The sequence below is a fragment of the Thioalkalivibrio sp. ALE14 genome (assembly GCF_000376845.1).
Lineage (GTDB): Bacteria > Pseudomonadota > Gammaproteobacteria > Ectothiorhodospirales > Ectothiorhodospiraceae > Thioalkalivibrio.
In genome coordinates this window covers 143,122-156,306 of the sequence record NZ_AQXY01000025.1, presented here as the reverse complement: position 1 = coordinate 156,306, position 13,185 = coordinate 143,122, and the positions used below count along the sequence as shown (strand labels likewise).

Genomic DNA, 13,185 nt, shown 5'->3' with positions numbered 1-13,185 from the left:
CCCGACAGCCGCAGGGGAGGCGTTACAATGCGGCGAAATCCTGCCGGCTGGCGGTGCCACGGCCGGTTCACGCTCGGCCAGGGCGGTCAGCGGAAACGACCGGTCACAAGACTGAATGAAAAGGGAGAAACACCATGACGTTCGTCGTTATCGATAACTGCATCAAGTGCAAGTACACCGACTGCGTCGAGGTCTGCCCGGTCGACTGCTTCCATGAAGGCCCGAACTTCCTGGCCATCGATCCGGACGAGTGCATCGACTGCACCCTGTGCGAACCGGAATGCCCGGCCGAAGCCATACTGCCAGAGGACGACGTGCCAGAGGATCAGATGCACTTCATAGAGCTGAACGCCGAACTCGCCCGCACCTGGCCGGTCATCACCTCGCGCAAGGACCCTCCGGAAGATGCCGAAGAATGGGACGGCGTCGAGAACAAGCTGCAGTACCTGGAGCGCTGAGACTCCACCCCAACATACCCTGCGGATCCCGAACCCCGGGCCGTCCGCGTAACCGCAGTACACCGGGCCGGCCCGCAGGGCCGCCCGGCGGCTGTGGTGCGATCCCCCGCCTCCACCAACCGCCACACCTGCCGCCGGGGTAATCGTCTCATCGGCCAGCCCGGGCGCCATGAACGGGCACGTAGCCATACGCCGATCTGCGATACCGCACGTCCTGGGCACTCGAAGCCTTGCGGCCCCAATACGCCTCTGCCCAGAACCAGTTGGACCCCGTTTGCCCATCTCGCGTGGATGCTGGGCGATGGTTGTCTCCCGGGAAGACAGCTTGCGTCCCGCGTGATTCTTTTCGGATTTCCGCCACTTACAGGCGGATCCGCAGGAGACCGATCATTTGTTGTTTCGCCAGCGGTACAGATCGCCCGCGACGGACATCCGAGGGGAATCCGCAAGGCCCTGATTAATCGAAGAATCCTCCATTTGGCCCGACGCCTGCTAACGGATTTGTCGTGGCCGCCAGGGCGGTTGCGTCATGGCGGCCACGACGCCTAGAGGCGTGTCGACACAACCCAAAGGAGATTCATCATGAGCTTCAAAAAGACACTTATCGCTTCCGCGATCGCACTCGCTTTCGGCCTGAGCTCCGGACTCGCGCTGGCCAATCCGACCAATACGGCGGAAGGCGAGGTGGGCGATCAGAATGCCACGGCCTCCTCGACCGCCGACAATGGCGGTTCCTCCGCCAACGAAAATTCGCTGGCAGTAACGGTCAATGACTCCGACCTGTCCAATAGCTCCGACAACAGCACCAGCGTGGCGGACTCGGGGAACACGACGGTCTCGGATTCGGGCAACGACAGTTCCGACAACAGTCTGAATGTGGCCGACTCGGGCAATGACAGCTCGGACAACAGTCTGAACATCGCCGATTCGGGCAACGACAACTCGGACAATAGCCTGAACGTCGCCGACTCCGGTAACGACAGTTCCGACAACAGCACCAGCATCGCGGATTCGGGGAACACCACGGTCTCGGACTCGGGGAATGACAGCTCCGATAACAGCCTGAACGTCGCCGACTCCGGTAACGACAACTCCGACAACAGCCTGAACGTATCGGACTCGGGCAACGATAACTCCGACAACAGCCTCAATGTGTCGGATTCGGGCAACGACAGCTCGGACAACAGCTCGGCCAGCGCCGACGACAACAGTGCCGCCGCCAACAATGGCTCCACCGCCAGCGTGACCCGCGATCAGAGCGACAACTCCGACAACAGCCTCGCGGTCATGGATTCCGGCAACAGCACGGCAACCGACAGCTTCAACACCATGCTGCAGGTCAACGCCGTGGTCAGCCAGAACGACCTGTCCGGTACGGTCACCGGGAACTACGTGGATATCGCCGAAGGGGCGCGCAGCACCGCGTACAACACGATCGGTTCCGATTCCTTCGTGTCCCCGGCTGGCATCACCCAGGTCTCGCAGAACAGCGGGGCCAACAGCCTGACGCAACAGCAGGTCTCGGTGCAGGCGCACTTGAACCTGGGCAACTAGTCCGTACGACGCGGCGGGTCTCCGGACCCGTCGCGCCTTGGTACTCCACTGGAGAATTCGGTCATGTTCCCTTCCCGAAAGCGCCCTCGATACCTCCTGCCCGCAATGCTGGGCGCACTGAGCCTAGTGGCGGGTACAGTCACCGCGGACGACGCCATCGAGAGACACGCCTCTCATGCACATCCATCCCAGCTGGACATACAGGCACTGGCACCTGTGGGCACGGATACCCTGAATGAGCAACGCGCCCGGCAGGGGGTCAGCAACGTGCAGCTGGGTCAGGTCCATTCCCAGATTGCCCTGCACGACAATGTCGTCGTGGGCGGCCATGGCGGTACCAACCTGATTGCCAACGGCGCCTTTGACAATGCCCGTGGATTCTCCACGATCATCCAGAACACCGGCCACAACGTGGCCATCCAGGAATCGATGATCGTGAACGTCACGATCAACCCCTGAATCATGGCCCGCCGGGGTCTTCGTCTGGCACTGGCCGCACTGCTACTGGCCCTGCAGGGCCCGCAGCCCCTGATGGCGCAGATGGGTGGCGCCCAGTTTCCGGGGGTCATCGGGAGCATGAACGTACCGGTCGACAGCATGAAGGCCCTGCGCTTCCGCTCGGTGGTGCCGCAGCAATACGACTTCAGCTGTGGATCCGCGGCGCTGGCGACCCTGCTGAGCTATCACTACGACCGTCCCACCGAGGAAACCACCACCTTCGACGGCATGTTCCGCCGCGGCGATCAGGATCTGATTCGTGCCCAGGGCTTCTCGCTCCTGGACATGAAGACCTACCTCGCCTCGGAGGCCCACCTTGCAGCAGATGGCTTCCGCATCGGCCTGGACGACCTTGAGGGGCTTGGCGTCCCCGCGATCGCGATGATCGAGACGCGAGGATACCGGCATTTCGTGGTCATCAAGGGGCTGCGCGATGGCGAAGTGCTGGTCGGAGATCCGGCCCTGGGACTCAAGAGCTATCGTCGCCCCGAGTTCGAGTCGGTCCAGGTCAACGACATCCTGTTCGTCATTCGCGAAGACGTGGAGCGTGCCCGCGCAAGCTTCAACGCCCCGCAAACGTGGGCGGCCATCACCCGGGCGCCCGTCGGCGAGGGTGTGGTGCGGCACGACCTCGGCCGATTCACCCTCAACCTCCCGCGAGCCCGAGAATGGTGATGCCTGCGACAACCACGAACCGAACGGGCTTCGCCGAACCGCATGCTCCGCGGACGGGTCAGAGGCGCAGGTACTTGCGAGTGGTGCTGTGCTTCATACTGGCCGCCCTGCCCGCCACCGGATTCGCCCTGGACAGCCTCCCCGGCGCACAGGACCCGCGCGTGGTCCCCGATACGATCCTGGCCGAACAGCGTGGCGGCTTCTTTGGCCGCGACGGCCTGCAAATCGCGATCGGGCTGGACCAGATCACCTCCCTGAACGGCGAGACCCTGCACCAGACCACGCTGCTCCCGATCGGCCCCCTGAACCAGGCGGCGAGCCATGCCCACACGGCCAGTCGCATCATGATCCGCAGTGGACCGGATGCATTTCCGCCGCGGGCGCTGGTCACCGATTCGCTGGACGGCACGGGCTGGGTCACGACCATTCAGAATCAACTGGACGGCCAGGCGATCCACCACCAGACGATCATGCAACTGGAACTGCGCAACCTGCAAATGCCGCGCAGTGACCTCGGGCGAGCCCTGAATCAGCAGCTTCTGGACGGCGGCCGCGGCTGGTAGTAACACCCGCCACAACCGCCCCTGCCACGCCCCTCAGAAACGCATCGGAACCCGTACCGTCATCTGGACGTCGGGCGCCGATTCCGTTACCCCGACACCGAGGGAGAAGTTCAGGCTGGTGCGTTCGCTCAGACGGTGCGACACCCCCCACAGCAGAGTCCCCACCTGGCGTCGTCCGAACACCGGCTCCAGCCCCGGATCGTTCTCCACGCGGGTACGAAACACCACGCTGTGGTCGTAGCCCAAGCTCATCGAGGTACGATCGTTCAGGCTGATGGCCATCCCGAGGCTGGCCCCGAAGGCATCCCCGGGATCGACCGTGCCGTAATCCGGCCCCACGTCGCGCTCGATGTTCCACAGGTAGCTGACGTTCGCGAACAGTACCGCAGGATCGGTCGGATAGATCATGGTCACGCTGGGCTGCACCGCCCAGAACCCGGAACCGGTTGGCTGTTCCAGGAAGATCTCGCCGAGACGATTGCCATCCTCGTCCACAATCCGGCGCCGATCCACCGAGAACGGGTCGGTCCCGGTGCGGCTCTTGGCCTTCAGGTTGCCGATAAAGAACGGTCGTCCTCGGTCCGCCGTGTTGAACTGATAGGACAATCCGAACTCGATATCGCCGAGACCACTGCCCGTGGACCCGGTGACCCGCTCCAGCTCGGTCCCCTCCAGGATGTCACGCCGCCGCACCTGCTGCTCGCGGTAGACCCAGGGGATCTTCAGCCCGACCTCCAGTCGGTCGGTGAGCCCGTACCGCAATGCCACCGCCGCCGTCAGGGTATCCCGCTCCGTCTCGCTGACATCGATCAGCCCGATCGCCAGGGCCGGGATAATCGTGAAGCCCTCGATCGAGACATCCAGCGCGCTGCTGTGCACGTAGGACAGCGAGGGCTCGATCACCCATTGCCCCTGCGGCGTCAGCATGCCGCGCTCCTCGAAAACCGTGACCTGTGGCCCGGTGTCGCGCGGTGCATCACCGACCGCCTCGCGACCCTCCTGCGCAACCACCGTGGCCGAAAATCCCAGCAACAACGGGCCGACCATCAGCCCCGCCCCCCTCCTCCCGATCCAAGTCCCGTCCACGGTCATTCTCCCGGCCCCGCAAGGGGGCAACGAATACAGGAACCCACAGCCCGGTCACGCCGACCGGGCCTTGCGCGTCCCCCATCGGACCGCCTCCACGACACCAAACCGCCGGTTCAGTGCTTCTGTGGCCGCACCCCGTACTTGTCGAGCAAGCGATAAAGCGTCACTCGCCCCACTCCCAGTTGGCGTGCGGCACGCGACACGTTGTTGTCGCACTGCCCCAGCGCCCGTATGACCGTCTCGCGTTCCGCGCGGTCGCGCGCCTGCGCCAGCGTCTCCTGGCTGTCATCCCGCTCCTGCGCCGGGAATCCCAGATCCTCCGGCCGTATCAGGCGTCCCTCCGCCATGGTCACGGCCCGCTGGATGCGATTGACCAGTTCACGGACATTGCCCGGCCAGCGATGGCCATGGAGCGCCCGGACCGCTGCCTGGGTGAAGCCGCGCAGGCGCGGGTTCTGGCACCGGAAACGCTCGAAATAGAACTGCGCGAGCGCCATCAAGTCGCTCCCGCGATCGCGCAGGGGCGGCACATCGAGCTGAATCACGTTCAGGCGGTAGTAGAGATCCTCGCGGAAACGCCCCGCCTCGACGGCGCGGAACAGATTCATGTGGGTGGCCGCCAGCACCCGCACATCGACCTGGATGGGCTGCAGGCCACCCACACGCACCAGCGTCCCCTCCTGCAGGAAGCGCAGCAGGTTCACCTGAAGCTCGAGGCCCAGATCCCCGATCTCGTCCAGCAGCAGCGTCCCGTCATGAGCCAGTTCCAGCTGCCCGATCTTGCGCCGCGTCGCGCCGGTAAAGGCCCCCGCCTCGTGCCCGAACAGTTCGGACTGGATCAGCGGTGCCGGCAGCGCCCCGCAGTTGACCGCCACAAACGGACCGTCAGCGCGGCGCGACAGACGATGTACCGTCCGCGCCGCCAGTTCCTTCCCGGTCCCGCTCTCCCCGAGGAACAGGACCGGCGCTTCCGAACCGGCCACGCGCGTGAGCTGCCGCGCCAGGGACTGCATGGGGGCGCTGTGGCCAATAATCGGGCGTCCCTCGGCGGGCGACGGGACCATCGCGGTGTGCTCGGACGGGGTCTCCAGCACGGCCATGCCACAGGCACGGCCCAGCGTGACCTCCAGACGGGCCTGATCCAGCGGCAGGGTATGGAAGTCATAGCAGTTATCGCGGATCAGGTCGCGCAATGCGGGACTCGGCAGCAACCCCGGATGGACCAGCGCAATCCATTTGACATGCTGGTGGGCATTCACGAAGTCAATCAACTGCGACGGCAGGGGATGATCGAGATCCAGCAGACCCACCCGGACCCCGTCGAGGTCGGGCCAGGCGCGCGCCAGCGGGAAGCTCAGGCGGCGCAATCGCCAGGCACCCGAAAGGCGCAGCACGGACTCGCGGGCATGCCCACCGGCATCCAGCCAGGCCACCTCGCGGGGTGCACCCGTGGAGCAGGCCCGGAACACCTCCGCACCGAAGCCGGCCTGCGCGCCAGCCGAATCGACAATTCCGCTGGGCAGCGCAGGCCACAAGGCCCCGTTGATCTTTCCTGATCCGGACATGCTCTTCCCCGTCTGTCCGAAGAAATCCCTGGCGCCCCAGGTCCCGGGTGACGCTTTTCACCTTTTGGAGTATAGGCCGCTTCCGTCAAAAATCCGTTTCCAGGGATGACAAAAATGCTACACAGGCAGGGTACTGTCGGATTAATGACACCAAGGGGTCGCCGGGGCGATCGGCGGCGCATGAGGACCGACGCCGCCAGCGGGTCCGCCGGGCTCACATCAAGCCAGTGCCGGAGGGCCCGCCGTACTCAGGAAGCAGCCGAAGGATCGGGGAACAGGTAGCGGGGAATCCACCACAGGTACAGCGCCATGCCGACCAGTTCGACCAGGGACTGGAACACCACCACGACCACCGCGAGCTCCAGGCCCTGCGGCAGGGCCAGCGCGATCGGGAGCACCACGAAGGAATTGCGCGAGCCGAGGCTGAACGCCAGCACCCGCCCCTGCGCCACCGGCAGGTCGAACCCCCGGGCCAGCGCCCGCGCCAGCAGGGCCGCAACCACCAGAAAACCGGCAAAGATCAGCAGCAGCGGCAACAGCACGCCGACTCCGTCGAGCACCGTCGTAACCTGCGAGGCCGCGATAACGAACACCACCCCGGCCAGCAGCGGGACTGGCAGCCAGGCCAGGCCCGCGATCAGACGACCGCGCCCGGGATCATCGTCGGCCCAGCGCTCAGTCAGATACGCCAGAATCAGCGGGACCAGGATCAGGCCGGCAAAGGCCTTCAGCACGTCTCCGCCGGCCAGCACCAGGGTGAACTCGCCACCGAAGAGCCACCACAGATACAGCGGCAACAGGGAAAGCTGCAGCAACAGCGAAAGGGGAGAAAAGGCGATCGCCCGGCGCGTGTCACCCCCACCCAGATGGGTGAAAGTGATGAACCAGTCGGTGCACGGCACCAGCAGCACCAGCGCGATACCCAGCAGGACCGCCGGACCGCCCGGCGCGACCTGAAGGATCGCCCAGACCAGCAGCGGGATCACCACGAAGTTGCCGATCACCGCCGCCGCCAGCAAGCGCGGCTCGCGAAACGCCGCGCCCAGATGGTTTAGCGGCGTCTGCGTGAACGTGGCGTACAGCAGCAGCCCCAGCACCGGCCAGAGCACGGCATCCAGCATCGCCCCGAACTCCGGCGCGGACAGGCCCAGGCCGAGCCCCAGGGCAATCGCCACCAGGTAGATCAGTACCTGGTATTGCTCCAGCCGCTCGCGCATTCGCCAACGCCGCTCAAGGGCGGCGCACAAGAACTACCAGAGCCAGGTCTCGGGCTGCTCGATGGCGCGGTTGTCGTTGTTGGCCAGCAGGCCCTTGATGCAGCGCACCAGCAGCCAGATGATCAGAGCCAGGAAGATCAGGAAGCCGATGCCGATCGGCGTCGTGATGACCCCGAGCACAGCAAACAACAGCCCGATCCAGAACGTGCGGATCTGGTAGGTGAAGTGGGAGACGCTGACGGTATCGGCCTCGCCGCGCTTGATATAGGCGATGATCAGGCCGGCGATGGCGGTCAGCGCGGTCAGGAAGCTGACCAGATACAGCACGTAGACCACGGTGACCATGGTGACGTCCTTGCGCGGGCCGAGCGTGGGCTCGCTCACGTCGCTGCGCACAACTTCCGGTTTCGGATCTTCGGACACTTCGCACCTCCTGTGGCGTGAATGACGGGGCCCAACTTATCAGACTCGCCCGATGCCTATCCGGGCCCGCCCAGCACGATGAGCAGGATACCGACAAGGGCAAAGAAGAACCCGCCCAGTTGCACCCGTGACATGCGCTCGGCCTGGAACAATCGCGCCATCAGCGCCGTCGGCGCCGGGGACAGCGCCCCGGCCACCGCGATGATCGACAACAGGCCCATGCGCACCGCGACCACGAAGGCCAGAGTGGCCGCCGCCTGTAACAGACCTGCCAGCGACAGCAACACCAGGGTCGAGCGGTTCATCCCCAGCTGCGGACGGCGGATCAGCATCACCACCAGAAGGGCCAGGGCACCCACTGCCGAGGTCGCGACTACCGGCCACAGCGGCGAGCCAACCTCGGCCTCGTTGAGGAACACGAATATCAGACCGAAGCAGGCCCCCGCGATCACCGCGTCGAGCAGGCCACGAACCGGATGCTCCCCCCTCGCCAGCGCCATCAGGCCACGTACCGGTTCATCCAGGTTGCGCGGACTCGCCTTGCGCGCCCCGCCAGATATCATCCCGATCGCGATCACGATCGCGGCGATCCCGAGCAACGCCAGCAGCCCCGGCTGTTCACCCAGCGCGAGTCCGACCAACAGCGGCACCAGCGCCGAGATCACCCCGGTCACCGCAGCGACTAGCCCCATCGAACCCTGGGCCAGGCCGTGGTAATACGCCAGCAGGCCCAGCGCCAGAGCAAGCCCCGCGGCCCCACCCCAGATCAAGGCCTGCGCTCCAGGCAGCCCCGCCAGCGGAAGGGCGATCACCAACAGAGCCGCGGTCGCAAGGATCTGCGAATAGCAGGCCACCACCAGCGCCGGAATGCGTCGCGAGGCCAGCCCGCCGAAGAAATCGCCGGCGCCAAACCCCAGGGCCGTCAGCAGGCCCAGAAAGAACGCCAACTCAGATCCTGCCGCGGTTCGAACCCATCATGCGCGAGCTTACTCGTGCGCGCCGTCGAGCATGTCCTTCAGGGCCTCTTCGCTACCGGCATGGCCGACGCCGGTCACCACACCCTCGGTGTCCAGCAGGATCACGGTCACCTGCTCGCGCTCATGCGGCAGGAAGCCGGCATCGGCCGCGCTGGAGGTCACCACGATGGAATAGTCCCGCGCCTGCATGCGCGGCAGGACCACGTTCTGCATCGGCTGCGGCGGCATCTCGTGGATGTCGGCGATGTAGACGATCCCCTCGCGCTCGGCGGGGCTCATCTCGCTCAGGACCGCGTTGGCGACGCCGGCCGGGGCCGCCTCGACGGTCTTCAGGATCACGCGGGCATTGCCCGGCAGCTCGACCGGGTTCCCGTGCTGGTCATTCAGGGTGCGCTCGGGAAACGGCTGACCCTCGGCGAACTCGGGCTCCGGACCGCCCCCGGACATGCAGCCGGCCACCAGCCCGACGGTGAGCAGCAGGGCGGCGGGCAGAAGGGATCGGGCAACAAGCGACATGGCAGTTCTCCTGCGGATCGAGACATGGGATCGAAACACACGCGGGTGTGCGCGACAGCGGCGCCGATGGTAACGCATCGAGTGCGTCAGTAGACTGCAACGACCTCCACGACCGACACCTGCATGCTGTATTCGCTGATCAAGCTGCTGCGCCCGCACCAGTACATCAAGAACGGGTTTGTGTTCCTCGGCGTGGTGTTCGCGCACGAATGGGGCGAGCCCGGCACCGTGCTCGCAGCCAGCACCACCTTTCTCGCATTCTGCGCGATTGCCAGCGCGGTGTACGTACTGAACGACATCGTCGATGTCGAGGCCGACCGCCGCCACCCGACCAAGCGCGAGCGGCCGATCGCCAGTGGCGCGATCCCGGTATCCACCGCCTGGGCAATCTTTGCCACGGCAGTGATTATCGCGCTGGTCCTCGCGGCGATGGTCAGCACCTGGGTGATCGCGCTGATCCTGACCTACCTGGTGCTGAACGTGGCCTATTCCTGGTCGCTCAAGCACATCGTGATCCTCGACGTGTTCAGCATCGCCGCCGGCTTCATGCTGCGCATCCTGGCCGGCACCCTGGGCCTGGGGATCGAGCCCTCGCAGTGGCTGCTGCTGTGCGGCCTGATGCTGACGCTGTTCCTGGGCTTCGCCAAGCGCCGCGCCGAGCTGGCCGATGACCGCATCGAGCGCAGCGAAACGACCGAGGGGCCGCGGCGCGTGCTCGATGACTACAGCGTGAGCCTGCTGGACCAGTTCATCTCCATCAGCGCCGCCTGCACCGTGCTCGCCTACGGGCTCTACACCGTCAGCGCGCAGACCATCGCACTGCACGGCACCGACGGGCTGATCTACACCCTGCCGTTCGTGATCTACGGCATCTTCCGCTACCTGTTCCTCCTGCACGCCCGCGGCGGCGGCAACGACACCTCGCGCGACCTGGTCACCGACCCCCACCTGCTGGCCACCGTCGCGGTGTGGCTGGGGGTCACCATCCTCGTGCTCGCATGAGCGCGGTACATCTCTCGGGCTGGCGCCTGCGCGCGGTGGTGCTCTCGATCATCGTCGCCGTTGCGCTGTATCTCGGGGTCGCCCTGTGGGCCGGGGCGGACGAGGTGTGGCGCGCCCTGAAGCTGGTGGGCATCGGCGGACTCCTGCTGGCGCTGGGCCTGTCACTGGTGAACTACAGCCTGCGCTTCACCCGCTGGCAGTTGTACCTGCGCACCCTCGGCCATGCCGTCCCGGCCCGCGCCAGCCTGCATATCTACGTGGCCGGGTTTGCCCTGACCACCACCCCGGGCAAGGCCGGCGAGGCCCTGCGCGGCGTGCTCCTGAAGCGCCGCCGGGTGCCCTACCCGGACAGCTTCGCCGCGTTCGTCTCCGAACGCCTGTCCGACCTGATCGCGGTGGTGCTGCTGTCCATGCTGGGCCTGACGCTGGTCGCACAGGGCACCTGGCTGATCCTGGTCGGCGCGGCCTGCATCCTCGCTGCACTGGTGGTGCTCGCCTGGCGCCGGCCGCTGGTGTGGCTGCAGACCCTGAGCGACCGGCCCGGCCGGCGCCTGTGGCGCACCCTGCACCACCTGGTCACTGTGCTGCTGCAGGCGCGGCGCTGTCACCGCCCCGCCCTGCTGGCCGGCGCAACGACCCTCAGCGTGATCGCCTGGAGCGCGGAGTCCCTGGCCTTCTGGTGGATCCTCAACTCCATGGGCTTCGAGGCCGGCTTCGCCTTTGCCGCCTTCGTCTTCGCCCTGGCCATGCTGGCCGGCGCGCTGAGCTTCCTGCCAGGGGGACTGGGCGGCACCGAGGCGGTGATGGTCGCCCTGCTGCTGTGGGCCGACATGCCGCCAGCCGACGCGGTCGCGGCGACGATGCTGATCCGCTTCACCACCCTGTGGTTCGCGGTGATCCTCGGCCTGATCGCGCTCGCTACCAACCCCGAGGCCCACGGCCGCGAACACCCGGACGAGCACCATGCGTAGGCGCCTCGCTCTCACCACGTCATGGCGAAGCCCTGTAGGAGGCCAGCCCCCTGGCCGATGGGGTGCAACCAATGCCCCAATCGCCCGGAGGGCCGGGCTCCTACAGGTTCGAAGCCACAGAGCCGCAGGGTCCGCAAGATTCTCCTGGTGCCATCCCGACATCGTCGTGCGCAACCGACATTCCACAACCCCGTCATTGCGAGGCCCCGCAGGGGCCGGGGTACAAAAGCGCGTAGCGCGTCGAACGGCCGCAGGCCGGCCCGAAGGGCGAGTGCAGCGAGTTATCCCCCGATGCCGGGAACAGCTTCTGGAGATTGCCGCGGCCCCTGCGGGGCCTCGCAATGACGGGTACGGGAAAGGCGCCGGAGGCCTTGCATGACCGCCAGCTGGAACCGTATCCCGCGGGTCGAACACGCCGCCGAGGTCGCGCTGGGCTGGCGCGGTCGGGCCTTGCCCGATGTGCCGCGGCCTGTGCTCGCCCACGGCCTGGGGCGCAGCTATGGGGATGTCTGCCTGAACCCGGAGGCCTCGCTGCTGCACACCCCGGGGCTGGATCGCTTCGTGGCCTTCGACGCGGCCACCGGAGAGCTCACCGCCGAGGCCGGGGTATCGCTGGATGCGCTGCTGCGCTTCGCGGTGCCGCGCGGCTGGTTTCCGCCAGTGGTGCCGGGCACGCGCTTTGTGACCCTCGGCGGCGCGGTCGCCAATGACGTGCACGGCAAGAACCATCACCAGGCCGGCAGCTTCGGCGACCACGTGCGGGCCCTGACCCTGCGCCGTTCCGACGGTCAAGTGCTGGAGGTCACTCCCGAGAACACTCCCGAATGGTTCGCCGCGACCGTCGGCGGCCTGGGCCTGACCGGCCTGATCGAGACCGTGACGCTGCAGCTGAGCCCGGTCCGCAGCGCCTGGATGCGCGCCTGGTCGCAGCGCTTCGAGTCTCTGGAGGCGTTCTGGGAGCTGAATGCGCAGGCCGAGCGCGAGTGGCCCTACACCGTCGCCTGGATCGACTGCCTGAACCCGGGAGCGGGCGGCCGGGTCGGTCGCGGCATCTACAGCGGCGGGCGCCATGCGACCACCGCGCCGCGCAAGGACGCCTGGCACGAACGCCGCCGCAGCATCCCGCTGGACCCGCCGGTGTCGCTGGTCAACCGTCTGACCCTGCGGGCGTTCAACCACCTCTATTACCGCCAGCCGGTGCATGCCACGCCGCGCGCGGTCCACCACCGGCCCTGGCTGTTCCCGCTGGACGCCATCCGGCACTGGAACCGGATCTACGGTCACAACGGGTTCTACCAGTACCAGTGCGTGCTGCCGCCGGCGGCTTCAAAGGACGGCGTGCAGGCCCTGCTGGATGCCATCGCCGCCAGTGGCCAGGGGTCGTTCCTCGCGGTGCTCAAGACCTTCGGCGACCGCGCCGCGCCGGGCCTGCTGTCCTTCCCGCGCCCGGGTGCCACGCTCGCGCTGGACTTCCCGGAAAAGGGCCGCGACACCGAACGCCTGTTCGCGCGCCTGGACGCGATCGTGCAGGAGGCCGGCGGTGCCCTGTACCCTGCGAAGGACGCACGCATGCCGGCCGACGTCTTCCGCCAGGGGTTCCCCCGCTGGGAGGCCTTCGCCGCGTATGTGGACCCCGAATTCTCCTCCGGCTTCTGGCGCAGGGTGACTGCATGAACC

Annotated in this window: 14 protein-coding genes; 8 read left to right on the top strand and 6 right to left on the bottom strand. The window is 66.6% G+C overall.

Annotation, left to right across the window (positions count from 1 at the left end; all coding sequences use genetic code 11):
• The first annotated feature begins 134 nt into the window (after positions 1–134).
• The 5 genes from fdxA (at position 135) to F572_RS0105800 (ending at position 3,748) form a co-directional block, all read left to right on the top strand.
• Positions 135–458, top strand: a complete 324-nt coding sequence (gene fdxA / locus F572_RS0105820) for a ferredoxin FdxA (protein ID WP_017941675.1) — start codon at positions 135–137, stop codon at positions 456–458.
• A gap of 582 nt (positions 459–1,040) precedes the next feature.
• On the top strand, positions 1,041–2,012 hold the full coding sequence (locus tag F572_RS0105815; RefSeq protein ID WP_017941674.1) for a hypothetical protein: 972 nt from the start codon (positions 1,041–1,043) through the stop codon (positions 2,010–2,012).
• 105 nt (positions 2,013–2,117) lie between these two features.
• A complete protein-coding gene (locus F572_RS14750) occupies positions 2,118–2,471 on the top strand; it encodes a hypothetical protein (protein WP_026142988.1) in 354 nt (117 codons plus the stop codon).
• A gap of 72 nt (positions 2,472–2,543) precedes the next feature.
• On the top strand, positions 2,544–3,185 hold the full coding sequence (locus tag F572_RS0105805) for a C39 family peptidase (RefSeq protein ID WP_231291107.1): 642 nt from the start codon (positions 2,544–2,546) through the stop codon (positions 3,183–3,185).
• A gap of 80 nt (positions 3,186–3,265) precedes the next feature.
• Positions 3,266–3,748: a hypothetical protein gene (locus F572_RS0105800; protein WP_017941671.1), complete on the top strand. Its 483-nt coding sequence runs from the start codon at positions 3,266–3,268 to the stop codon at positions 3,746–3,748.
• 33 nt (positions 3,749–3,781) lie between these two features.
• Here F572_RS0105800 and F572_RS0105795 read toward each other — a convergent pair whose 3' ends face one another.
• The 6 genes from F572_RS0105795 to F572_RS0105770 all read right to left on the bottom strand — a co-directional run bounded on the left by F572_RS0105795 (position 3,782) and on the right by F572_RS0105770 (position 9,535).
• Positions 3,782–4,795 carry a transporter gene (locus F572_RS0105795; protein WP_017941670.1) on the bottom strand — a complete coding sequence of 338 codons (1,014 nt, stop codon included), beginning with the start codon at positions 4,793–4,795 and terminating at the stop codon, positions 3,782–3,784.
• A 155-nt stretch (positions 4,796–4,950) separates the two neighbouring features.
• Entirely contained in the window at positions 4,951–6,402 is a 1,452-nt protein-coding gene (locus tag F572_RS0105790) for a sigma-54 dependent transcriptional regulator (protein ID WP_038034120.1), read from the bottom strand.
• A gap of 248 nt (positions 6,403–6,650) precedes the next feature.
• Complete coding sequence (locus F572_RS0105785) at positions 6,651–7,619, bottom strand: arsenic resistance protein (RefSeq protein WP_017941668.1); 969 nt, start codon at positions 7,617–7,619, stop codon at positions 6,651–6,653.
• Positions 7,620–7,652: 33 nt separating this feature from the next.
• The gene (locus F572_RS0105780; RefSeq protein ID WP_017941667.1) at positions 7,653–8,042 is read right to left on the bottom strand and encodes a hypothetical protein; all 390 of its coding nucleotides are present in this window, start codon (positions 8,040–8,042) and stop codon (positions 7,653–7,655) included.
• Positions 8,043–8,098: 56 nt separating this feature from the next.
• The gene (locus F572_RS0105775; protein WP_017941666.1) at positions 8,099–8,989 is read right to left on the bottom strand and encodes a DMT family transporter; all 891 of its coding nucleotides are present in this window, start codon (positions 8,987–8,989) and stop codon (positions 8,099–8,101) included.
• A gap of 39 nt (positions 8,990–9,028) precedes the next feature.
• The gene (locus F572_RS0105770; protein WP_017941665.1) at positions 9,029–9,535 is read right to left on the bottom strand and encodes a hypothetical protein; all 507 of its coding nucleotides are present in this window, start codon (positions 9,533–9,535) and stop codon (positions 9,029–9,031) included.
• Positions 9,536–9,658: 123 nt separating this feature from the next.
• On the opposite strand from F572_RS0105770, the gene F572_RS0105765 reads away from it, so the two are divergent.
• The 3 genes from F572_RS0105765 (at position 9,659) to F572_RS0105755 (ending at position 13,182) form a co-directional block, all read left to right on the top strand.
• On the top strand, positions 9,659–10,537 hold the full coding sequence (locus F572_RS0105765; RefSeq protein WP_017941664.1) for a decaprenyl-phosphate phosphoribosyltransferase: 879 nt from the start codon (positions 9,659–9,661) through the stop codon (positions 10,535–10,537).
• Positions 10,534–11,508, top strand: a complete 975-nt coding sequence (locus tag F572_RS0105760; protein WP_017941663.1) for a lysylphosphatidylglycerol synthase transmembrane domain-containing protein — start codon at positions 10,534–10,536, stop codon at positions 11,506–11,508. Before F572_RS0105765 ends, F572_RS0105760 begins: the two co-directional genes overlap by 4 nt.
• 375 nt (positions 11,509–11,883) lie before the next feature.
• Entirely contained in the window at positions 11,884–13,182 is a 1,299-nt protein-coding gene (locus F572_RS0105755) for an FAD-binding oxidoreductase (protein WP_017941662.1), read from the top strand.
• The last annotated feature ends 3 nt before the right edge of the window (positions 13,183–13,185 follow it).